This is a genomic window from Paenibacillus dakarensis (assembly GCF_001373415.1).
Classification (GTDB): domain Bacteria; phylum Bacillota; class Bacilli; order Paenibacillales; family Paenibacillaceae; genus Paenibacillus_AQ; species Paenibacillus_AQ dakarensis.
Window position 1 is genome coordinate 1 of record NZ_CDSE01000097.1, and the last position, 21,208, is coordinate 21,208.

The following is a 21,208-nucleotide window of genomic DNA, read 5'->3' on the forward strand; positions in this document are numbered from 1 at the left end:
ATGCGAGCCCGGTTCGCTTTAGACCTCTTGTTCTGGTGGCAGCTGGAATCACATTCTACTACTATTATGCTGGCCCGTTTATTATCCTGCTGCTTCTGGAAGCTGTAGTTGCATTCGTGCTTATCCAGGCAGCAATCCAAAGAACAAGCCGGTGGATTTACGCAGCGACTATTATTGGCGTCATTCTTGTTCTGGGTTATTTCAAGTACAGCAATATGCTGATCATGACGATCAATGATTTATTAGCTTTTTTTCATCAACCATTTCTCCCAAAAGCTGAGGACATCGTATTACCACTTGGTATATCCTATTTTACCTTTGAATTAATTCATTATCTTGTTGAGCGAAAACGCGGAAACCTGCCTGAGCATAAGCCGGTCAGTTTTTTTTCGTTTTTATTCTTCTTTCCGACAATGGTGGCGGGACCAATCAAGCAATTTCAGATGTTCTACCCGCAGTTGACTGCACGTTTACATATGGAACACGTCATTACCGGGGTAACCCGAATTGGCATCGGCCTTTTTAAAAAGCTTGTCCTGGCAGGCTCCATCGACTTGTTGGCACAGCCAGTGTATTCCCGAGCAGGGATTGTCGGCTCCGATATGGAGACGCTTTGGATTTCACTCATAGCATATACCTTTGTCATTTACTTTGATTTCTCCGGTTATTCAGACATTGCAATTGGTACGGCACGATTATTCGGCATCGTGGTACCTGAGAACTTCCGCTTCCCGTACCTGGCGCGAAGCATAGCGGAATTCTGGAACAGATGGCATATCTCGCTTGGTTCTTGGTTGACTCGTTACATCTATTTTCCGCTGGGCGGCAGCAGAGTTCCACCGCTTCGTATTTATTTTAACCTGATGTGTACGATGACCGTTTCCGGCTTATGGCACGGTGCTGCCTGGAATTTTGTCGTGTGGGGAATGTTCCATGGTGTCATGCTATGTATTCACCGGTTCTATGCAAAAGAATTGAAGCCTAAGCTGAAACCAGTACCGAAGTGGCTGAAGCCAGGAACGACCCTGTTAGCGATTGGGGTTACTTTTTTCGGAGTGACCTTAAGCCGGGTATTCTTCGTTCTGCCCGTAATGGACGGCTGGGATTTGATGTTAAGACTGTTTGGTCTGAGATAAGGCTCAGAGAGTGAGGTAATTGAAATAATGGCTAGAAAGCTTCCCGTAAAAAGACTTATTCCAATCATGCTAATCCTTGCGATAATTGGATTAATCGTAATAACCCAATGGGCCGGCTCGGTCGTGAATACGATGAAACAAGATGTTGTATCGCATGCTGAGAAAGAACTGCGTGTCCCTCAATATGATTCTATTGTATTAACTCCGCTATGGATTGAGCATATACAAGAGCAGGGATTCGATAAGCCTGTCGTAGGTATGTTCGGCGCCTCTACTGTATTTGGAACAACGGTTAAAGAAGCACAGAACACGCCTTCCGGTATTTTGCAGGTGCATTTAAAGGACAAGCAGGTGCTTAATCTCGGATTATCCGGGGGGCGTCTCGTTGAAACCTATGCAATCCTCGCCTCGGTTATCGATAAGGTAGATTTCGTTCTGTATGAGATTAACTACGGCATACTGCCTGCAACAGATAATGATGCGGCGGTAGCTGTGTATCCGACCCTTATGAGCAAGTTAAATCAAAATATTCCTAGAGCATGGCTGGATGGGTTCAGCAGAAAAGACAAGGAATCCGTGCCAAGCAGCGTACACAATGCCGTATCAACCGGGGTCTTGAATCATTGGACCCTGTATCATGATCGCGATGCTCTCAGCTATCGCTTCTTCAAAACTCGCTCAACAACCGAGAAGATGCGCCGTGAGATTCAAAAAGCACGTGATGCCAAGCAAGGGGTTAAAGAGACATATATTCCACCGTTTCGTGCCTTTGAAAAGCTGAAGGAAGATCAACAAAAGAATGTCGTCAAGCACTATAAATCATTGTATACATGGGAACAACCTTTTGATCCCAATAACAGTTTCGGACTGTTCATGATGGAGAAGACACTGGATCTGCTAGAGAAGCATAAGAAGCAGGCTGTATTCTACACCGCTCCGCTGGACAAGCAGATGATTGCAGAGCATAACATGCTTGAGTGGCAGGACTATCACAAGGTAATGGGAGCCTATCAGACATTAATTGAATCCCGTAGTTATCCATTCATTGAGTTTAATGATGAAGAGAACAATCTCATTCCTCATGAATATTATCATGACGCATCCCATCTGATTGATGATGGAAGCACCATTTTTGGTGAAATTCTATATGAAAGGTTGAAGACATATGGAATTACAGACACGCAGCAAGGAACAAGAAAGCAGCCCTGAGGTATATTCGCTTGGCAAGCGGATCGCTCGCGTACTGTATATGGGTCTAGTTACGGTCGCAGGTGCCATTGCCATGATTGCCGTTGTCTTAGGCATTCTATTCTTCTCGGGCGAAACGTCATCATTTATTTATATGAACTTTTAATAGCGAAAAGGGAATCCTTACAGGTTCGTGGGCCTGGGGATTCCCTTTTTAGTTCGCACAACTTAACTTGCAAGATTTATTTTGTTACCGGAAACATTCTTTCGAATGATAGCCTTGAGCTGCTCCGTTCCCTGATTTACTTGGTTATCTATCATATCTATTGGAAGGACAAGCGCCCTGCCTTTCCCTGTATATAGCGCTATAATATGTTTAGATTCTGCAGCCTTATAGATTTCATTCCATTGAATATGCGCTGTACCGGAGTCAGATGACACGGATATTCCGGAATCGCTGATTTCATAGTTTTGTTTTTGCTGAAGTAATTTATCTGATCTAAAATGCTTAAAGGATTGATATTGTGTTAAGAAATACATGCAGATCAATACGATCGTACTCGTGATTATTCCACCGACAAGGCCTATGACAACTATAGCGGTCTCAAATTCAAAGTCATTTCTACTCAACATTACCGCGATAAAGAGTAATACATAGAAAAAGAAGCTAAATATAAGTGATTTCTTCTGGTGCAGCCTTATAAAGTAGGCATAATGCTTCTGTGTTAGCTGAATGACTACTGATAGGGTTTCAGAGTTGTTCATTTGAGGTTCCTCCTGCGGGTTAGTTATATGATTTGATGGATAATACGGATCAGAGCCACATTAAAGTGTCCATCCTAGTGCAACTTCAATTTAAACTGTCTTCGCCTATCTGTATTTCTTTTCTTTCCTAGGCTCTCTTTTCTTGAAGTTCCTTCCAAAATAAATATGCTTTATCAAGAATTGTCTTATCGCGTAAAATCATAAACCTAGTTGAATAATCTGTACAGGTTATTAAAGACTCATTCATTACTTCTATTGCCTCTTTAAAGGTCATCCAATTCACGCTCATTCCGAGTTGCTGTTCACTCTCGCTAAGGTTTACATCGGTAACTTTTCTTTGAGCTCTGGCTATCCAACAATATGATAACTGCATGAAATCATTTTTGCTTTTATGTTCTTCAATATACCCCAGTTCATGAACCACCTCTGCTTCATAACCTGTCTCTTCTCTTATTTCTCTAAGAAATGCCTGAACTAATGTTTCTTTACCTTCAACTCCTCCCCCAGGCAGTTTATATAGATTTAGTTTGGACATATACATCATCGCTACATTCATTTCATCATCCACCAATACACCTCTTGACGCATATCTTGATACCGCTCCCAAAAATTCAGGGGTGCCTCCTAAAATATCACGATCTGTTATTCTTCCAATCAACCTCATTTTATCCATCCTTTTTTGGTTAAAGCTAAATCACATCCAAATTCGGTTTAATGCTATTCCCTTATCTTCAACTCCAATAATATAAACATCTGGGTTACTAAGCTTGCTCCATTCCTCAAACCCTATACGATGATCAAAATACTTTAAGATTAATGACATCAAATTACCATGTGTAACGACAGCCGAATTCTTAAATGGACTATTTATTAGCTCATTTATTACTTCAATTCCTCTATTCATTGCTTCCCGGGATGTTTCTCCGCCTTCATATTTCAGGTCAAGGTTTATGTATGTATCCTTTAATTTATCCATCCAATCAGCAAGATCAACCGTACTGAGTAATCGCTCTTGCAGTCTTTCGTCGACAGAATAATTTAAGTTTAGTTTTTGACATAACGGCGATATCGTTTCAGTCGCTCGCAGGAATGGACTGGAGATAACGAATTCAATATCTTCGTGTTCTAAAAAGATTGCAAGTTCTTGTGATTGCATTTCTCCTTCTAATGTTAATCTGGCCGAGGGATCTTGTCCCTCGGCCTTACAATGTCTAATAAGAAAGATCTTTTTCATTATTTCCCCCTGCAATGTGAAGGTTATCGCAAAATATCTTATGATAAAACAATTACTAAACATAATATAAATGCAATGCTCGATAGTGGCGTCATTATAAGTCTTTCTTTCTTACTCTGGGATATTAAATTTGCTAGTGTATTTATACCGAGAAAAACGGTTATAATCCAAACTAATATGTGTGTTGGTAAATTGCTAATTCCATCAAAGACATTAGTATGCTGCAGAAAAACTAGGCCCATAAATAAGAGAATTATCGCATTTACTGCACTAACAACGCGTAATTTTGTTGGTAATACTTTATGGTACCCACCGAGTGCAAATTCACCTAATGGAAAACCAAGTGAAAGTAAGACCTGGAATACTGCTATGGAGACAAATATAATGGATACCATAATAGTTATTATGTAAACAAAGTCAGTTTCCATGCAACACCTCCTCATTTCAAACCGTATTGTTATGCCCCCCATATATGTACGACCCTGACCCTTATTAATATGATTTGCCCGTTAATTATATACTGACAGGTGTTCGGGAAGGCACTCTATTCCAATATCGCAAACTCTTCCTCTCCCTCCAAAACAGGTAAATCAATGATCGTCACATTCTTTACAGACGCCCGCTTCAATGACTTCATGCAATGGATTAAATAATCAATTTTCAACTCTTCACCTTGTATTTCTGCGTCCACACTTCCATCTTCTAAATTTCTCACCCATCCGGTTAACCCTATTTTTTGGGCAATACAATAAGTTTCGTAGCGAAACCCTACCCTTTGTACTTTACCTGTAAAAGTAACCTTTTTTCTGACTACACTACTTGATTTGACGCTCGGAAGCTTAGTGCGATTAGCATGCCATTCTACATAACTATTTCTTAATTTCTTTAAAAGTCCCATTATCCTGCAACTCTCCTTAAGATGCTGTGTTATTATTTTTCAACATAGTACACGATAAGTAAGAGAAAAATCTCTTACGATTGATTACCCGGTGTACATTCCCTCTAATATCGTTCTGGTAATTACGAAATACCCCAATTACTAATTCATCAACTCAGATATTCATGCTTTAAAATACTCATCATTATACAATCCACATACTGACCATTTTTATAAACTTCGTCTCTAAGTATGCCATCCTTCATGAAACCTGACTTTTCATAACTCCGAATACAGCATATTTCCCCCTCAGCATACCAGAATTCGTACTTATTTTTGCATATAAGGTTCTTCACGTGAATGATACATCTTCATGGGATAACTCTCTTCTTATGCCTCTGTTATTTCGATTCTTTGAAAATTTCTTAAGATCTTTAGATTATTTAGTGTAATAATCCCCTTCCATTCCTCTTTTGCCATTTCCCATTCTTCCTCGAAACGATACCAATTCCAATTTGGTTCCCATGACCCTTCATCCGTTTGTTCATCAATTAAAGCGTCAAGTTCTTTAGATATGACATCTTCATATTCAGAATAGTACCTTGCATTCGGGTGATTAATAATCTGTAATGGCGTTGCTCCATATTCCTTTCGATCAACTGTTTCTTTTGGGACACAATTCAATACAAATTGATGAAGTCTTTCTTCAATCAATCGGTATTGCAGTTCATTCAATTTTTCAGATAAACGCAAATAACAGAACAGCTCATGCATTTCCGATAGATCACAATCATGCATTAAATATTGAACTGCATATTCAACGAGTTCATCAAGCATTTCAACTGGAATTATTGAGTTATATGTTATCAAATAGCCTACAACTTCGGCACTGGGATTTCCCCAATGATTTCGAAATGCACCATAATCCCACCATACTGCTCTAGGTGAATGTTCAGCTTCTCTGGGGATAATATCCCATCCATTCCGTTTTTCATTATATGTATGCAATAAGTAATCTATAGTTTGTCTAACCATACTCTTGACATTATCATCCAATACTTTACCGTCAAGTATTTGTAATGCAACCGTTGTAGCTAAGACTGAGGATTCTGGACATCTAAGATCAGGTTCTAGTGCATTACCAAATCCCCCATCGTTATTTTGATATTGAAGCAGTGCATCAATAACAGATTGAAAAGAACCTGTTTCAAATTCATATTCAAATAATGCTTTCTCAAGTGGCCTTGCTTTGCTCTTTATAAATTCTCTGGCTTTGTTAAAGTCTATCTTTGATAGCTGCTTCATGATCGTTCCTCCTTAATTTTATAACCGTTCTCTCACAAAATTAATTACCGGGCAGTTTTATACCGCGCCAGCCGCCTACATCACATTGGCCATATGTATTATCGCCCACAGCGACCACGGTACCGTCCGATTTAAGGCCAACGGTATGGCGACGGCCCGCCGCTATCGTATTTTTAGGCCAACGTATCACTTCTATCGGTGCTTTTTTCTGTGAAGGGCAATCCTTATTTACCTCATTTCAATATAATCGATAAGTGGACTAAATAAAGTATACTGTTGAATAAGACTATTGAAATCACTTTTTTTGGCAGACCAAGTGAACCCACCCTAGTAGGTGTTAACGCTTTGTTAACTGATGCCTGTGTGCTTATGAGATACCTCTATCGTCTTACTACTCCATAAGATATCTTCATTCCAGGTGTATAAGTCAACCCTGAATTTAATTTAAAATTTTTAGAAAGGGATTCTTCTGCTTCGTACTGGGTTCGAGCCTCTTCTCGGGACAAACCCCTTGCCATTAATCTCTCAATTACTTCATTCCATTCACCTGGCTCCTGTCCAAGTCCTTCTTCTTTGAGTGCTGAATAAAGAGCTTCTTTATCCTCAAACTCTGTATTCTGATCAAAAATATTTACCTTATCACTTACTCTGCATTCTACATCTCTCAATCCCAGCTGACTAAGCATTATCGGTACACGAGGTCCAATATTTCCGTCCTTACCATTACGTTTTGAATCTGCCTCATACAGCTTTTGCAAGACCCCTAAATTCACTATTTGAGATTGTTCAATTCCATCCAAATAATAACTCGCCATATTTGATATCCAATGTGGTTCAAAACAAATCACTCTCCCTCCATCAGATACACTATCTATCATCTTCTGTATGATCTTTCGTGCGTCCGTCATATGTAACAAAAAAGCATGACACACTGCTACGCCATACTTACACTCAATGTTGATCTCTTCAATATCACCTTGAATAAAGTTTGCTTCCAAAGACGTATGGTTGAATATCTTCTTCGCTTGGCATAGGAGCTCTTCTCCTTTATCTACTCCTGTATAGGTTGAACCTTCAGGAAGCATAGGCAATAACTTAAGACCTAGAAATCCATATCCGCACCCAAAATCTATTATATTTATTGGATTAGTAATCTTCCAAACCATCTTGATCAAAAACTCTAAATAATCATCATTATAATATAATTTCCGCGTATTCCTAAGATAATCAATTTGATTATCCCAATAGTAATCAGTCATTATAGGTTCTCCTTACTTCTAAAAGACATTAACATATACTTCCATCATCACACGTTCAGTGGGTCAATTCATCGCATCTCTAGACCCTAATTTAAACACACTCAATAATTTCTTGAATTTGTTTAATATGTCTTTGCTCATGTAAGTACAGTGATTTAAGCCAATCCATTAATAACATCTCTTTGAAGACAGGATGAACATAATATCTTTTACTCAGCACAGATGGGTCTTCTATTGTATCTAATAGTTCATGCAACTTTTGTCTCGATAGCTTTAAACTCTCAATAATCTCTTGATATTCTAAGAATTCATCCGTTGGTTTAGCAATGTCGGGAGCATTTAACTTTTTAGTTCGATCAAGCAGTAAATCTACTGGTTTAGTTTCTATAAATGCATCTTCGCTGCTCTTTAATCCTCTCTTTAGTGCTACAACATATAATTCTTCAGTCTTAAATAAGTGGTAGCAAACCTGACTAATACTCCAACTATCTATGTCTTTCTGTTCGTTTAATTGATCTCCGCTCAACTCGTTAAGAATTACAAGCAATTCGTCCCTAGTCTCTTTTAATTGTTGTTTAATTTCTTGAAGTTCCATAGAAAACTCCCTTTCTTAAAAAGATAGGCTCCCATGATCCGTTGCATGATTAATGACTTTTAAGGGTTAAGTAATGCTCCGGATCCTTCTGATTCGCTGAATTCCTATAACAATTCCGTATTCACGAAACGACCCAGCCATAGATAACTTATTATCTTAGGTTGGGTCGTTAGTTGATTAAGCTTCTTCCATGATTATACATCTGCCAAGCGGAGAACGATAGCCCTATCACGCGTTTGTTGTTTAACAATAACATAATGATTAGGCAAGGATTCCCTACATTATTATGAGGCAAATGGGAAACTGGCCACCTTAAGACTTTCCGTTTTATATTCCCTTAGTGCCTATTCGCTTCGCAAGATCCGCCAAGTCATGCCCTTTAAGGGCACCTTCTACCAGCTGGGGAAGAAGCGCGGGAGTACACGCGAAGCATGGTGTACCATCACGTGTCAATAATTTGGCTACCTGTTCATCATAAAACGGTTTGCCTTCATCAGACAATGCGAGCAGACACATCGTCTTGACTCCCGCTTCCCGCAGCTCACGCATCCGCCGGATCAGACCGGCCTGATTGCCGCCTTCATAGAGATCTGAAATTATGATGAACAGTGTTTTTTTCGGTTCCTCAATAAACTGTTCGCAATAAGCAACCGATTTATGAATATCCGTACCGCCGCCAAGCTGTATGCCGAAGAGCATATCCACCGGGTCATTAGCACACTGCTCGGTCAGATCAACGACTTCCGTATCAAACACCACGACGCGGGTGTCAAGCGATGGAATGCTGGCGAAGATGGAACCGATAACCGAGGCCCAGATGACGGATTCTGCCATCGAGCCGCTCTGGTCGATATCCACGATCACCGTCCATTCCTTGCTGCGTTTGGCCCGGTCAAAATAGTAGAATCGCTCCGGCACCACCTGTCTGCGGTCAGTATCATAATTTTTCAGGTTGCGCTGGATCGTCCGCTTCCAGTCGATGCCGCTAAGCGACGGGATCGGTGTATGATGTCTGCGGTTCAGAGCTCCGGTCACAGCCCGCCGTATATCATCCTGCAGAAGCTGGATTAGCTCATCCACAACCGCCTTCACCAGCTGGCGTGCAGTGTCCTTCGTTTTCTCGGGAATTTTCCCTTTAAGTGACAAAAGTGTGCCGACCAGCTGAATATCCGGCTTGACTGCAGCCAGAATCTCCGGTTCGAACAACAGCTGCTTCCAGCCCTTTCGCTCCATAGCGTCATTCTGAATAATGGACACTACATCTTCCGGGAAATAGGTGCGCACATCACCAAGCCACTGTGCTAGCCGAGGGGCTGACTTCCCTTGCCCTGCACCACGCTGCCCGGTGGCGGCTGCACCGCTTTCTGCTGCTCCGTCCGTATTGTCATAGATCGCGGCCAGCGCACGATCCATGATCATCTCTTCCTCTGTAAGCGATAATCCTCCGGGACTATTGGACGCGAGCTGCTGCTCCGCCGACTGGCCTAGAATGAGCCTCCAGCGCGACACCATCTTTGTATCCGTCATGTCACTCATACGCTAAAAATCCTCAAAATCAAAATCGTTCAATTCGTCTATCATCTTCGTTTCTTCCTCCTTCAGCTCACCGGTCAATACTTCGGCAGCCTGTTCCGTATTCACGCCCCAGATTTCACCTAACAGCTCTGCGATCATCGTCTTCTCGCTTGCGGAGAAGGTGCTGAATGCCCGGCGCAGAAAAACAAGGGCACGTGAAAAGTCATCATCCTCAAGCGAATGGATATATTCATTGAGCTGCTCCCACAGACTCAGCCTCGACATCAGCGAATACCGGTTGCGCATCGACAAGCCTTCGAACCAGCCGGCTCCAAGGTCAGCAGGTATGCCCGGGGACAGCCTCCTTGATACTTCTTCTGCGCACTGCTGCGGAGACAGGGCGTTACGCTCCATGAGAATCGCACAAGCAAATCCGGACAAGCGCGGATTTAGATCATCCCTCTCTGACAGTTGCTCAAGCTGCTGAATCCACAGATCTTCAGGCACCTGCTCCACATGCTCCACCGCAACCGAATTCAGCTCATTCAATGCGCCAAGCATGGAACCGGCTGCTTCATCATTGCAGCGGCTTCCGTCGACGAGAAATAAGCATGCCCGCAGAAACAGCTGCTGCAGCATCGGCACCAAAGGCTCCATATTCATCCGGCGGATGCCGCCGTAACGGATCAGCACTGATAATTCCCGCGATGCGGCTGCAATCTGTACCACATCCTGGCTGTCGACCGCAAGGCGCTGCATGGTCTTACGCCCTTCTTCCATCTGGTGAATCATCCCGCATTCGTAGGCTGTGCGGATCAGCTCGGAGGCTTCGGCAATGGTGGCGCATGCAATCAGCTTCTGATGAAGAGTATAAGCTGCGGCTACCTCAATCGTCTCTCCCAGCAATGTCGATTCGACGACCTGAATTTCAATCTCCGGCGTCCATTGCAGAACCCAATGCTCCGCCCATGCCCCCTGCTCCTGCCCGCTCGGTCTATGGCTGACAAATTGAATGCCAAGCAGCTTCAATCGGTGAAACAAAAACGATCGGTTCAAATCGAGAAAAGCTGATTCTTCCGAAGCTACCCTCCGGTTCTCGCGGAGATCCAGTGCGAGGTCGTTGGCTACAACGGATTTGTACTTCTCCAGCTTCAGCTTCTTGAGCTGGCGGTTCAGGTCATCCTGAATCGGTGTTTGACTGACACCCTCGGCCAGCTCACCGATGGCTGTACCAATATCTGTACGGGCAAGCTCCTCGGCTACAACCTCCAGGTCACCCCGACCGAGTAACGTCTGGGCGGCGTCCCTTAGATCCCTGAGCACCGGAGCGGCTCCCCCGTGCAGAGCTGCGAGAGATTCCGCCAGCCGTACTGCTTCAATGATTTCCGCAGTTGATCGGTATGTCCCCTTTTCCCTCAGAAGTCCTGCAACCATAGACAAATAATGATGAGGAATATCCGATACGGAACCCGACTGCATACGCTCCCACATCATCTCGAAATACTGGGGAGCCGCATTCCCGGCGCCATAGCCAGATAAAGACGACAGCTTGTAATAGGAATACGGCATCAGTGTCAGCTTCGTCTTCCGTGAAGGAAGAGTTTTCATCTCCGCATCGCTCATGGAATCCGACAGATTGCCGAGTGCGGAGGCATGGTATGCTCCGCATACGACCACAATGCGATCCGGTTGATGACCAGCCTGTATGGCTTCCTTAATCTGCCGCCGCATATAGGATTCTCGGACTGCGTTGTAGGCATATTCCCAAGTATCCTCAAGCCGCTCCTTTTTCTCTGACAGCTCCCGCATCTCCCCGGAAAAAGCCAGTATAGACTGCAGGTAAGAGCCCGGATTCAGATTATGTTCATAGCTGCGCTCCCAGTACATATCATAGTCGCTTTCGCCTGCGATCGCGGCGATCTGCTCATAAACGGACTCTTCTGCAGGCAGACTTTCGTGATCAGGCTCTGCAATCCCCGGCTCTGAAGCTTCAGCTTCATCGGCTTCTTCTGCGGTGCGGGCAAGCTTGGCTCGCCGCATATCCTGCAGGCATACTGTTGAAGATGAAGGCAGGTCTATAAATGCAGCGTAAGCCCCGTGCTTCTGTGCCCATTTCATCGCCTGGAATTCGGGAGAATACACCGCATAAGGCCATAAAACCGTTCTGACAGGCAGGTCCTCGGTAAACGCCAGAATAGCGACAGGCGGTTTAGTCGCGATATGGGTCAGATGGCGGATTTCTTCGCTGGCGTCTGACGGGCCTTCAATAAGAACGGCCGTCGGGTGAATCTCATCCAGATAATCCAGCAGATGTTTCGCACCGGCTGGCGACAAATGCCGGACTCCGAATATATGTACGCCGCCGGCATTCACTGATTGATCTCCTTGCAGGCGTTATACAGGCCTCGCCATTCCGCGCCGCGCTTCTTCATAATATTGTCCAGGTATTCCTTCCACACCAGCCGGTCTTTATCGTCGTCCTTAACGATCGCGCCTTGAAGTCCTGCAGCCAAATCCTCATCCGTCAGCTCGCCGCTGCCGAAGCTCGCGGCAAGCGCCATGCTGTTCGTCAGAAGTGAAATAGCTTCCGCAGTTGAAATGACACCCGCAGGAGACTTTATCTTCTCCTTCTTATCCAGCGTCATGCCGCTTCGAAGCTCCCTGAATATCGTAACAACCTTCAGAAGGGCTTCATCCGCGGGGGCGGCAGCTTGAAGGTCGTAAGATGCGGCGATCTCGGAGACTCGCTTCTTGACGATTTCGATTTCCGTCTTCAGATCAGCTGGAGCTGGCAGGATGATAATATTGAAGCGTCTCTTTAAGGCCGTAGACATCTCGTTAACCCCGCGGTCCCTTGTGTTCGCTGTCGCAATGATGGAAAAACCTTTGCGGGCGTTCATTTCTTTTCCTAGCTCAGGCACCGAGATGGTTTTCTCGGACAGTATAGAAATAAGCGCATCCTGCACTTCCGAGGCGCAGCGGGAAATCTCCTCAAACCTGGCTATTCCTCCCGCTTCCATCGCGCGCATGATCGGACTCTGTACAAGCGCTTCCGGAGTTGGACCCTGTGCAAGCAGCATTGCATAATTCCAGGAATACCGGACATGCTCCTCGCTCGTTCCGGCGGTTCCCTGCACAACCAAACCGGAATTTCCGTAGATCGCTGCCGCCAGATTTTCTGAAAGCCATGACTTGGCTGTTCCGGGTTCCCCGATCAACAGCAGCGCACGGTCCGTTACCAATGTAGCGACAGCCATCTCAACTAGACGTTTGTTTCCGATATATTTAGGTGTAATTTCCGTATTTCCTGCCATGCCGCCCACAATGAATTTGAGCACCGCTTGAGGCGACATTTGCCAACCTACCGGAATTTTACCGGTATCCTCCTGCTTAAGTGCGTCCAGCTCATGACGAAACAGTACTTCCGCAGGCTGACGCAAAATATCCTGTAATTGCTCCTCGCTTGAAGCCATCCGTTCCACTCCCTCAATTAAAGTATTATTGCTCTTTCATTTGCTTCAGGATGAACCTCAGCTGATCCTCTGCGGTATCCTCGTAATTGACCAGTACGGCGCGAATGCGTTCTTCATAGATTGCAGGCATCCGGCAAAGCTGGTTAAACACAAAAGGCTCAATCATATAACAGTCCTTATTGCGCTCATCTTCCAATGCCGCAGCCAGAGCATCAAACAGCTTCTCATCCCGGATCCCGGTACGAACCAAACCCATTACAATCAGATTGGCAAACCGGTTGCGAAATTCGGGAGAATCCTTCAGCTTTCCCAGCAGATAGATTTCTGCAGCTTGATGTCCCGGACGGGCAAAAGCGCTGACCAGCGCCATCTCATCCTGCTCAATAAACAGCTCAAGCCATCTTTTATCCCAGCCAGCCTTCATCTTCTCCGGCGAAGGCATCCTCACATAATAGGTGTAGCTGTCTTTGCCGGCAAACGGCATCACTTCCTCGAATGCCTTGTAACGCCGGTCGATAACCAGATCCGATATGGTTTCAAGCAGCCTTTTCCGCTCCTTGGCGGCTTTACTGAGCGGCGAGGAGGTAAAGCCCTCAACCAATATCCCCTGATACTGCTCATATATTTGCTCAGGCGGAAGCACTTGGACCGCTTTCTGGAACACTTCCTGAACAAAAGAACTGCTGTGCTTAAAATGCTCCATATCCTGCTCGGCATTATGTCTCAGCAGCTCCCGGGCTTCACTGGAATCTACACGGCGCATGTAACTGACAGCCTCGTTCATCAGAAAAACCCATCCCAGCTTCTTCATATAAAGTGGATACTGCTCAAGCACGCTCCGGTACAGCTCCTCCAGCTCAGAGCTTTGCTTATCATGCATGGACCAAAGATATCGTTTCACCTTCGTCCAGATTTCTTCAAGCATTTCCTTGTTTTCCATAGCTTCCGGAACTTTTCTTAGCTCAGCCGCCATATCGCGTACAAGCCAATCCGTCAACAAGGCGGAACGGCAATGGGACAGAGCCGGATTTACCAGCTCCTTGTCTTTTCCTAGAGAAGCTTCATACAATCGTTTAACTGCCTCATCCGAACCGTTCTCGGCAAGTGCGCTGTAAGCAGCCTCCCGAATTACCTTCTTCTTGCTCCGGCTCCATTCGATCAGATCAGGCACATATTCCTCATAACTAGCAAGCAGCGTGATCGCTGTTGATCTTACTTCATCGCTCCCGCTCTCGGCAGCTTGACGAATCAATTCGGTCACTTCACCGCCGCCTGCTGTTGCTATAGCTCTCAGCTTTCGTGATTCTGCCTTCCCCCCGGTAGGATCAAAGCTCTCAATCAGGAGCGGAACGATCTGCGGACCATAGGCCGGCAAAATATGATTCCCCATCAGCTCTGCAATTTCAGGGTATGGATCATTCAGTGCTTCAATCGCATTATTTACCATACGAAGATCCTCGAACAAGCCTTCCTTCCATGCTTCATTAATGATTTCATATCGACCGCCGCCGGTTGTTGTCAGTGCTGTCTTAACCGCGGACAGCTTCCTGTATGAAAAACGTGAGGTCAATGTTACCGGATCATGGTCTACCGGTAATTGCTCTCCTTCCGGGGCTGTCGTACCCTGAGTGTGCAGTACGGAGCTCAGCAGCAGATTCAAGTCCTGTAGCCTCTGTGCCGAATGACTCTCCTGTCCGGATTCCGGTTCAATTAATCCGCTGATACCCTCGGCCAACCGGTTAAACACGGGTGCGCGCTCTCCCAGCTGCCGGAACTGCGGCAGCAGCCTTTTCAAGCGATAGTCGCCATAAGCCAGATCGCTGCCCGCTATATATAAACGCCTGATCTCCTGATAAAGATCCTGCAGTAACACCGTACTCATCGCTTATTCCCCTTTCATGTTCCATCCTAATACAGCAGGCGGATGATATCGTTGTCCGTGATGACCGACAGCGGCTGGGCATGCAGACGCCCCGTCATCATGTCATGCTCAAACATCACCAGCATGGAAGCACCGCTAAGCTTCTCCTCCGGAAGGTAACGGAGCAATGGTACCGTTGGTTCGATAAATACATCCTTTAATCCGATCGACTGGCCGGACCCGTCTGTGATGGCATACTGCCCTTCAGCGTTTCGGGTAATGCGGGAAACCTGAAGCAGCATAACGGGATTGGCACCGCTCAGCGGATTTTTCAGTTGATTCTTGACCTGCTTGACCGCTTCCGCATATGACCCTGCCGCAAAACGCCGAATCCATTCCATATCCTGATCCGTTACAGGCCTGGATGTCATTTCTTCATACCGTACCCGGCGGTTCATATCACCCGGATACCGGTAGAGCAGAGGAACATTAGCAGCTTCGAAAAAGCTGTCATCCTCCCGCATCATTTTTGCAGCCTTGAAGGGACGATATTGAATCGTACGTTGTATCTCCCCGCTGTCCCGCTGGATCCAGTATCCGGTGTCCACGTATTCCATACGTGCCTGATCGGCGTAGCTGAAGAAGCAGAGCTGAACCATCTCGACCTGTTCGCTCACAAGACCAAAGGCTTGCAGCTCTGTAAGCTGCCAGGCATGACCCAGCCATTCCTCGATCGTTGATTCATGATCAAGCGTCATATCGGGGTCCTCCAGCTTGGCGGTCAGATAGCTCCGGCCTTTCTTGATAAGAGCGTTCATTACGGCATATTGCTCTGCCGTATATGTATATGCCATTTCCAGATCCTCGACTTCCGTAAGCAGCAAAGACAATCGGCGCAGCTCGATCTGAGCACCCGACAAATAAAAGTTGCCCATCTGCTTCACATGGTCTTGAATGACCTTGATATCCTTCTTGTCAATGGTGCCAAGTCCCTTGCGGATCAGCGAGTGGATAAGCTTCTCGAGCACATCCAGTCCCTCCAGCTGTGCAATAATTTTCTTTTTGAGTGCGGATTTGTTGACCTTCTTAGGCTTTGGTGCAGCTCCGCTGCCCGCCTCCTTGAGCTTGCGTTCTTCCCGCTTCTCTGCTTTCTCCCGCTTCGCAGCCAAATCTTCTGGCACTTCTGCCGGTGTAAACGATGCTCCATCCGCATAAGCGTATAATAGCCCCAGCACATGCTTGCAAGGAAACTGCCGGCTAGGACAAGTACATCGCATAACAGGCTTCTCCGGTACCGCAAAATCGGCGGACGGCTGATAATTTGAACTGCCGCTGCCGGCACATGTGCCAAACAGCACCGCATGGTCCTCCGAATGATGCAGCTGAAGGAACCGGCCTTTTTTTACAAGTCCCTGTCCATTTTTAATAGCTGATCTGTTCGGTGCCTGCGAATCGATCCAAGTCTCCGTGATTTCTACCAAACTCATACCCTCCTGCCTGAAATCGCTGTTATTCGCACACAGCAAAAATATCCAACACCATTAATCATACCTAATCTGGGTCGTACACCCTACCCTTCTAAAGGCCTATTTAGGAACATTCATTCCTATTTATCCACAATGCTCATCCCTTATATGTATAATGTTGGAGCTTTATATATGTACGCTCCTCTCCAGTTAGCAGACAATGGTTTATCTGCGCCATCCATCCTTATCATGAAGTTAGAAGCTCGACTATCCGTTATTTAAAAACAAAAGGATGGAAGACAAAATCAAAAACTCGTCATTAGCTGACGATTTTTTTGTGCGAAATACTAATAAGTAAGAGAACCATCCGTATAGATTTGGTAACTTTTTTATGTGGTTTGTTTGGCTTTGATGGAGAAGCATTAAATAAAATTAAACTTTTAATTGATTTTATTAATGTTAATGTTAAAATAAAACTAAATATAATTAGAGGAGGAATATTATGGACAAAGATGAAATTCCCGGTTGGCTTTTATCATTAGACAAAGAAGATGTTGAATTTATAAAAAACTTTGTCGTTAACTCAGGCTCATTAAAGGAGGTAGCAAAATATTATAAAGTCTCTTATCCAACTGTTAGGCTGCGATTAGATAAATTGATACAAAAAATTGAAGTAAATAATAATTTAGAGAATGAAGAGTTTATAGGTTTTATCAAGAAACTCTCCATTGATGAACGAATTAGCTTGGAAGATGCAAAATTAATCATTGAAAAATACAAAAAGGAGGTAAAAAATAAATGAATGATTGGTATACGTTATTAGTGGTTCTGTTGGCTCTTGCTGTACAATATTTTTTATCTACAAGGAATAATGGGTATTGGGGTTCTCTTTTACCGGTTGCATATTTGACAATGACAATTTATGTCCATTTTTCTGGGATGTTTGATTATTCAGTGAAACAGCTAATCCTCTTCGGAATCGTAGGAGAACTATTTCTAATAGGTTATTGGATTAGCGGAAGAAAGATTGTAGAAAATAAACAAAAAAAAGAACTAACTAAGATGAAGGCTCAAGACATATAGCTTTGTTTTATACGGTCAGTGACACAAACCTCTGTTCATTTTTCAATGATTTTAGTTCGCAAATTCCTTTGACTCTCAACTGTTTAGGCGGCATTCTCCACTCCCTTTTATTGCATATAAATTATATCTTTTAAATCAAATAGCCCGCTCAATTTTTTGTGCAATCGACCAATTAGAGAATGTTACAGTATGACAATTCAATGTTGCCCAGCGGCCCGGGTGTATTGGGTCTGGATTACAGTGAAGTCCAATTCATTTACGAATTGGACTTCTTTTTATACTTTTATTTACTTTTTTGTACTCATCAACCGAACCCGTTAGTCTTTAGCTCCACCCTTGTAAATGACTTCTCTTATTTATTCATCTTCCTTAAACACAGGAACGATGCGGATACCGAAAGTGAACGACTTCTCATCCAGCCGGTATTGCTGAAGCAGCTCCGGACCACAGGAGTTCGAGCCGACGCCACTCATTTTGTAATCGACATGCACGATTGTCCTGCCGCTCTTCTGGAGCAAATGCGAATGAGTCTTCTCGGTCAGTTCTTCCGGCGTATAATGGCTCGCATTAAAGGAGAACGCTCCGCTCATCTTCTCAAACCGCAGTCCCATGCCCTGTTCATTCGATGCAACCATCCAATCCGTACCGTATCTCGATCCGTTCTCCTGAGGGAAGATATAGTTCTCGAACATGTCTTCTACCGTAGTCAGGTATATGCCTTTTCTCGAACTGCGGCGTTTATCGACGTAGCTCTCATGGGGACCATAGCCAGCGTATTCGATCTCTTCTGTAGTTTCTGCCATTTCAAGACGCAATCCAAAGCGTGGCAGGAACACAAGCTCTTCCCGAACATCAGCGGTTACGGACAGTTCTGCCGCACCGCTTCCATCGAAGCGCCATACCGCTGCACCCTTCAGAATCGGATACAGCTGATAACCACTTAATGCGAAGCTTACTTTCACTTCAACAACGGACTCATTCAACTGTGACCAGTAAGTATCGTACACTTTCATGCCAGTACGGTCATAGCCACCCGCGAGCCATTTGGCTTTCACATTTCGATCATTGTCCGTTGGCGCTCTCCAGATGGTAAAAGCAGCTGGTGCCGTCAGCATCTCGACGCCATGCTTGGATATACCCTTTATTGTTCCTCTTCGCAGGTCGAAGATATGGCGGAAGCCTTCCCCTAGCAATACAAGCAATTCATCTTCTTCTTTGGCCTGAATAGCAGGCACTGCAGAACGCAGAGTCTCAGCTTGTTGACCCTCATATTCGAACTGGGCAAACGATATTTCATACCCCGCTTCGGCCCATACGGTCTCTTCCTTCTGGCGAACGGAGAATGTCAGGATACCTTCTCCTTCTGCAATTACTTCTTTAATTTGAATTGTACCGCTCTGCTGAGGCTGGATGGCAAGCTCTGTTACTTGGCCTTGCTTCACAATGCGGCCCTCTTTGTTTTCCAGCTTCCAGTGCAGGGCAACGCCAGACAGATCTATGAAATCATACAGATTCGTTACTTTGAACAATCCTTGCTTCTGTTCTTCGGCTTCAATTACTACGGGTGCAATGACCTGCTTCAGCTCCAGCAGGCCGACATGCGGCTTCCGGTCCGGTGTTATCAACCCGTCAATACAGAAGTTGCCGTCGTTCGGCTTATCTCCAAAGTCACCGCCATAAGCATAGAACGGTGTTCCGTCAGCGGTATGTGTAAATGCCCCATGATCGTTCCATTCCCATACGCAGCCACCCATCAGATTCGGATAAGCGTAGAAGGCATCCCAATACTCCTTCAGATCTCCAGGACCGTTGCCCATCGCATGACTGTACTCACACAGGAACAGCGGTTTCGTGTTGGCCGGGTCAGCACCATATTGATGAATTTCTTCCACTGAAGCATACATTCTGCTGTTCACATCAAGCGATTCTATATTCGGATTTCCTTTGTACCCATGTGCTGCACCCTCATAATGGACAGGCCGCGATGGATCACGGCGCCGTGTCCACTTCTGCATGGCGATATGATTCTCTCCATAGCCGGATTCATTGCCCATCGACCACATTACGATACAAGCATGGTTCTTGTCCCGTTCCACCATACGCACCGCACGGTCAACAAACGCTTCTCGCCATGCCGGGTTGGTCGACAGTCTGTGGAAAGCCTCCGGCTTCCAATGCTCCGCACTCGTTATGCCATGGCATTCCAAATCCGCTTCATCAATTACGTAAAAGCCGTATTCATCGCATAGATCAAGGAATCTTGAATCGTTTGGATAATGTGAAGTACGAATCGTATTGATGTTATGGCGCTTCATCAGATTGAGATCCTTGATCATATGATTAACCGGAATCGTCTGTCCAAGCACCGGATGCGAATCATGTCGGTTCACACCCTTCAGCTTTACTGCTGCGCCATTAATGCGGAATACGCCATTCTCAATTTCAATGCGGCGGAATCCAACCTGGAAGGACAGCACCTCTTGTCCGCATTGAACAACCAATCTGTACAAATAAGGCTTCTCAGCATTCCACAGCAGCGGATTCGCAAGTTCAAGCTCAATCGTGTCTGAGCCATCAACGCTTCCTCCACCTGCAGCTACAACCTGTCCTTCAGCATTTTTCAGCTCCAGCTTGACCTGCATAGCCCCGCCTGCAGTCTCGATTGCCGCTTGAAGCACCGCTCTTGTGAAGTCTTTATTCAAATCCTGCTTCAGTTCAATATCACGGATCCGTTTCTCATCCCTGGCAAGCAGGTAGACATCACGGAAAATGCCGGTGTAGCGCCAGCAGTCCTGATCCTCGATATAAGTTCCGTCACACCATTTAAGCACGAGTACAGCAAGCTTGTTAGCTCCCGGCTTCACAAATGGCGACAGATCGAATTCCGCTGGAACACGGCTGCCTTGGCTATAACCGACAAATCGGCCGTTAGCCCACAAATAGAAGCAGGAATTCACGCCTTCGAACACAACATGCGTTGCTTTGCCATTCCAGGATTCAGGAATATGAAATTCACGCACATACGCACCGGCTGGATTCTCCTCAGGTACGAAAGGCGGATCACAAGGAATCGGGTAATTGACATTCGTATATTGCATTTGATCGTAGCCATTCGTTTGCCAGCAGGACGGAACAAGCAGGCGATCCCAGCTGTCAACGTCAGCATCGGTTTCATAGAACGGTTCTTTCACATCATATACACTTGTAAAGTAGCGGAATGCCCAGCTTCCATTCAATGTCCGATAAAACGGCGAACGTCCACGCTTGCCTGAAGCAGCCGCTTCAGCATCAGCGTACGGAATATAAGCCGTTCTCGCCGCTTCCCTGTTCAGATGCATAACCTCAAGATTTTCCCATATTTTCGGTATATGAATCATTATTCTCAGCTCCCTTTTTTCCACTGTTACTATCCTCTAGTATAAATTCTGATATACTGGTCGTAATAGAAACC

20 protein-coding genes are annotated in these 21,208 nt (G+C 45.2%); 5 read left to right on the forward strand and 15 right to left on the reverse strand.

Annotation, left to right across the window (positions count from 1 at the left end):
• The 3 genes from BN1234_RS20340 to BN1234_RS22040 form a co-directional block, all read left to right on the forward strand.
• A partial coding sequence (locus BN1234_RS20340; RefSeq protein WP_054958464.1) for an MBOAT family O-acyltransferase occupies positions 1-1,136 on the forward strand: 1,136 nt, incomplete at its 5' end.
• A gap of 27 nt (positions 1,137-1,163) precedes the next feature.
• Positions 1,164-2,345, forward strand: a complete 1,182-nt coding sequence (locus tag BN1234_RS20345) for a hypothetical protein (protein ID WP_054958465.1) — start codon at positions 1,164-1,166, stop codon at positions 2,343-2,345.
• A complete protein-coding gene (locus BN1234_RS22040) occupies positions 2,302-2,490 on the forward strand; it encodes a hypothetical protein (RefSeq protein ID WP_082423303.1) in 189 nt (62 codons plus the stop codon). Before BN1234_RS20345 ends, BN1234_RS22040 begins: the two co-directional genes overlap by 44 nt.
• Positions 2,491-2,552: 62 nt before the next feature.
• On the opposite strand, the gene BN1234_RS20350 is transcribed toward BN1234_RS22040, so the two are convergent.
• The 14 genes from BN1234_RS20350 to BN1234_RS20410 all read right to left on the reverse strand — a co-directional run bounded on the left by BN1234_RS20350 (position 2,553) and on the right by BN1234_RS20410 (position 16,689).
• Positions 2,553-3,089 (reverse strand): YcxB family protein, encoded by a 537-nt coding sequence (locus BN1234_RS20350; RefSeq protein ID WP_054958466.1) that lies wholly within the window; start codon positions 3,087-3,089, stop codon positions 2,553-2,555.
• 127 nt (positions 3,090-3,216) lie between these two features.
• A complete protein-coding gene (locus BN1234_RS20355; protein ID WP_054958467.1) occupies positions 3,217-3,753 on the reverse strand; it encodes an NUDIX hydrolase in 537 nt (178 codons plus the stop codon).
• A 30-nt stretch (positions 3,754-3,783) separates the two neighbouring features.
• Positions 3,784-4,323, reverse strand: a complete 540-nt coding sequence (locus BN1234_RS20360) for a histidine phosphatase family protein (RefSeq protein WP_054958468.1) — start codon at positions 4,321-4,323, stop codon at positions 3,784-3,786.
• A 38-nt stretch (positions 4,324-4,361) separates the two neighbouring features.
• Positions 4,362-4,751, reverse strand: coding sequence for a hypothetical protein (locus tag BN1234_RS20365; protein ID WP_054958469.1), 390 nt, complete (start codon positions 4,749-4,751; stop codon positions 4,362-4,364).
• A gap of 116 nt (positions 4,752-4,867) precedes the next feature.
• A complete protein-coding gene (locus BN1234_RS20370; RefSeq protein WP_054958470.1) occupies positions 4,868-5,221 on the reverse strand; it encodes an acylphosphatase in 354 nt (117 codons plus the stop codon).
• Between the two features lie 369 nt (positions 5,222-5,590).
• Positions 5,591-6,505: a hypothetical protein gene (locus tag BN1234_RS20375; RefSeq protein ID WP_054958471.1), complete on the reverse strand. Its 915-nt coding sequence runs from the start codon at positions 6,503-6,505 to the stop codon at positions 5,591-5,593.
• Positions 6,506-6,545: 40 nt separating this feature from the next.
• Positions 6,546-6,695 carry an RCC1-like domain-containing protein gene (locus BN1234_RS22050; RefSeq protein WP_370734263.1) on the reverse strand — a complete coding sequence of 50 codons (150 nt, stop codon included), beginning with the start codon at positions 6,693-6,695 and terminating at the stop codon, positions 6,546-6,548.
• Between the two features lie 190 nt (positions 6,696-6,885).
• Complete coding sequence (locus BN1234_RS20380) at positions 6,886-7,764, reverse strand: class I SAM-dependent methyltransferase (protein WP_054958472.1); 879 nt, start codon at positions 7,762-7,764, stop codon at positions 6,886-6,888.
• 91 nt (positions 7,765-7,855) lie between these two features.
• Positions 7,856-8,359 (reverse strand): DinB family protein, encoded by a 504-nt coding sequence (locus BN1234_RS20385; protein WP_054958473.1) that lies wholly within the window; start codon positions 8,357-8,359, stop codon positions 7,856-7,858.
• A 327-nt stretch (positions 8,360-8,686) separates the two neighbouring features.
• Complete coding sequence (locus tag BN1234_RS20390; RefSeq protein ID WP_054958474.1) at positions 8,687-9,895, reverse strand: VWA domain-containing protein; 1,209 nt, start codon at positions 9,893-9,895, stop codon at positions 8,687-8,689.
• Between the two features lie 3 nt (positions 9,896-9,898).
• Positions 9,899-12,247, reverse strand: a complete 2,349-nt coding sequence (locus tag BN1234_RS20395) for a DUF5682 family protein (protein ID WP_054958475.1) — start codon at positions 12,245-12,247, stop codon at positions 9,899-9,901.
• Positions 12,244-13,347 carry an ATP-binding protein gene (locus tag BN1234_RS20400; RefSeq protein WP_054958476.1) on the reverse strand — a complete coding sequence of 368 codons (1,104 nt, stop codon included), beginning with the start codon at positions 13,345-13,347 and terminating at the stop codon, positions 12,244-12,246. Before BN1234_RS20400 ends, BN1234_RS20395 begins: the two co-directional genes overlap by 4 nt.
• Before the next feature lie 25 nt (positions 13,348-13,372).
• On the reverse strand, positions 13,373-15,229 hold the full coding sequence (locus tag BN1234_RS20405) for a HEAT repeat domain-containing protein (protein ID WP_054958477.1): 1,857 nt from the start codon (positions 15,227-15,229) through the stop codon (positions 13,373-13,375).
• A gap of 26 nt (positions 15,230-15,255) precedes the next feature.
• Positions 15,256-16,689: an SWIM zinc finger family protein gene (locus tag BN1234_RS20410; protein ID WP_054958478.1), complete on the reverse strand. Its 1,434-nt coding sequence runs from the start codon at positions 16,687-16,689 to the stop codon at positions 15,256-15,258.
• Positions 16,690-17,176: 487 nt separating this feature from the next.
• Between BN1234_RS20410 and BN1234_RS20415 the strand changes: the two genes are divergently transcribed.
• Both BN1234_RS20415 and BN1234_RS20420 read left to right on the forward strand, forming a co-directional pair.
• Positions 17,177-17,476 (forward strand): DUF2089 family protein, encoded by a 300-nt coding sequence (locus tag BN1234_RS20415; RefSeq protein WP_054958479.1) that lies wholly within the window; start codon positions 17,177-17,179, stop codon positions 17,474-17,476.
• Entirely contained in the window at positions 17,473-17,757 is a 285-nt protein-coding gene (locus BN1234_RS20420; protein WP_054958480.1) for a hypothetical protein, read from the forward strand. Before BN1234_RS20415 ends, BN1234_RS20420 begins: the two co-directional genes overlap by 4 nt.
• Positions 17,758-18,113: 356 nt before the next feature.
• Here BN1234_RS20420 and BN1234_RS20425 read toward each other — a convergent pair whose 3' ends face one another.
• The gene (locus BN1234_RS20425; protein WP_054958481.1) at positions 18,114-21,134 is read right to left on the reverse strand and encodes a glycoside hydrolase family 2 TIM barrel-domain containing protein; all 3,021 of its coding nucleotides are present in this window, start codon (positions 21,132-21,134) and stop codon (positions 18,114-18,116) included.
• Positions 21,135-21,208: the final 74 nt, after the last annotated feature.

Coding starts and splice junctions, on each gene's coding strand:
- BN1234_RS20405 (WP_054958477.1), bottom strand. CDS start 15,229: ATGAGTACGGTGTTACTGCAGGATCTTTATCAGGAGATCAGGCGTTTA.
- BN1234_RS20400 (WP_054958476.1), bottom strand. CDS start 13,347: ATGGCTTCAAGCGAGGAGCAATTACAGGATATTTTGCGTCAGCCTGCG.
- BN1234_RS20420 (WP_054958480.1), top strand. CDS start 17,473: ATGAATGATTGGTATACGTTATTAGTGGTTCTGTTGGCTCTTGCTGTA.
- BN1234_RS20355 (WP_054958467.1), bottom strand. CDS start 3,753: ATGAGGTTGATTGGAAGAATAACAGATCGTGATATTTTAGGAGGCACC.
- BN1234_RS20360 (WP_054958468.1), bottom strand. CDS start 4,323: ATGAAAAAGATCTTTCTTATTAGACATTGTAAGGCCGAGGGACAAGAT.
- BN1234_RS20390 (WP_054958474.1), bottom strand. CDS start 9,895: ATGAGTGACATGACGGATACAAAGATGGTGTCGCGCTGGAGGCTCATT.
- BN1234_RS20345 (WP_054958465.1), top strand. CDS start 1,164: ATGGCTAGAAAGCTTCCCGTAAAAAGACTTATTCCAATCATGCTAATC.
- BN1234_RS20365 (WP_054958469.1), bottom strand. CDS start 4,751: ATGGAAACTGACTTTGTTTACATAATAACTATTATGGTATCCATTATA.
- BN1234_RS20350 (WP_054958466.1), bottom strand. CDS start 3,089: ATGAACAACTCTGAAACCCTATCAGTAGTCATTCAGCTAACACAGAAG.
- BN1234_RS20425 (WP_054958481.1), bottom strand. CDS start 21,134: ATGATTCATATACCGAAAATATGGGAAAATCTTGAGGTTATGCATCTG.
- BN1234_RS20415 (WP_054958479.1), top strand. CDS start 17,177: ATGGACAAAGATGAAATTCCCGGTTGGCTTTTATCATTAGACAAAGAA.
- BN1234_RS20385 (WP_054958473.1), bottom strand. CDS start 8,359: ATGGAACTTCAAGAAATTAAACAACAATTAAAAGAGACTAGGGACGAA.
- BN1234_RS20380 (WP_054958472.1), bottom strand. CDS start 7,764: ATGACTGATTACTATTGGGATAATCAAATTGATTATCTTAGGAATACG.
- BN1234_RS22040 (WP_082423303.1), top strand. CDS start 2,302: ATGGAATTACAGACACGCAGCAAGGAACAAGAAAGCAGCCCTGAGGTA.
- BN1234_RS20370 (WP_054958470.1), bottom strand. CDS start 5,221: ATGGGACTTTTAAAGAAATTAAGAAATAGTTATGTAGAATGGCATGCT.
- BN1234_RS20375 (WP_054958471.1), bottom strand. CDS start 6,505: ATGAAGCAGCTATCAAAGATAGACTTTAACAAAGCCAGAGAATTTATA.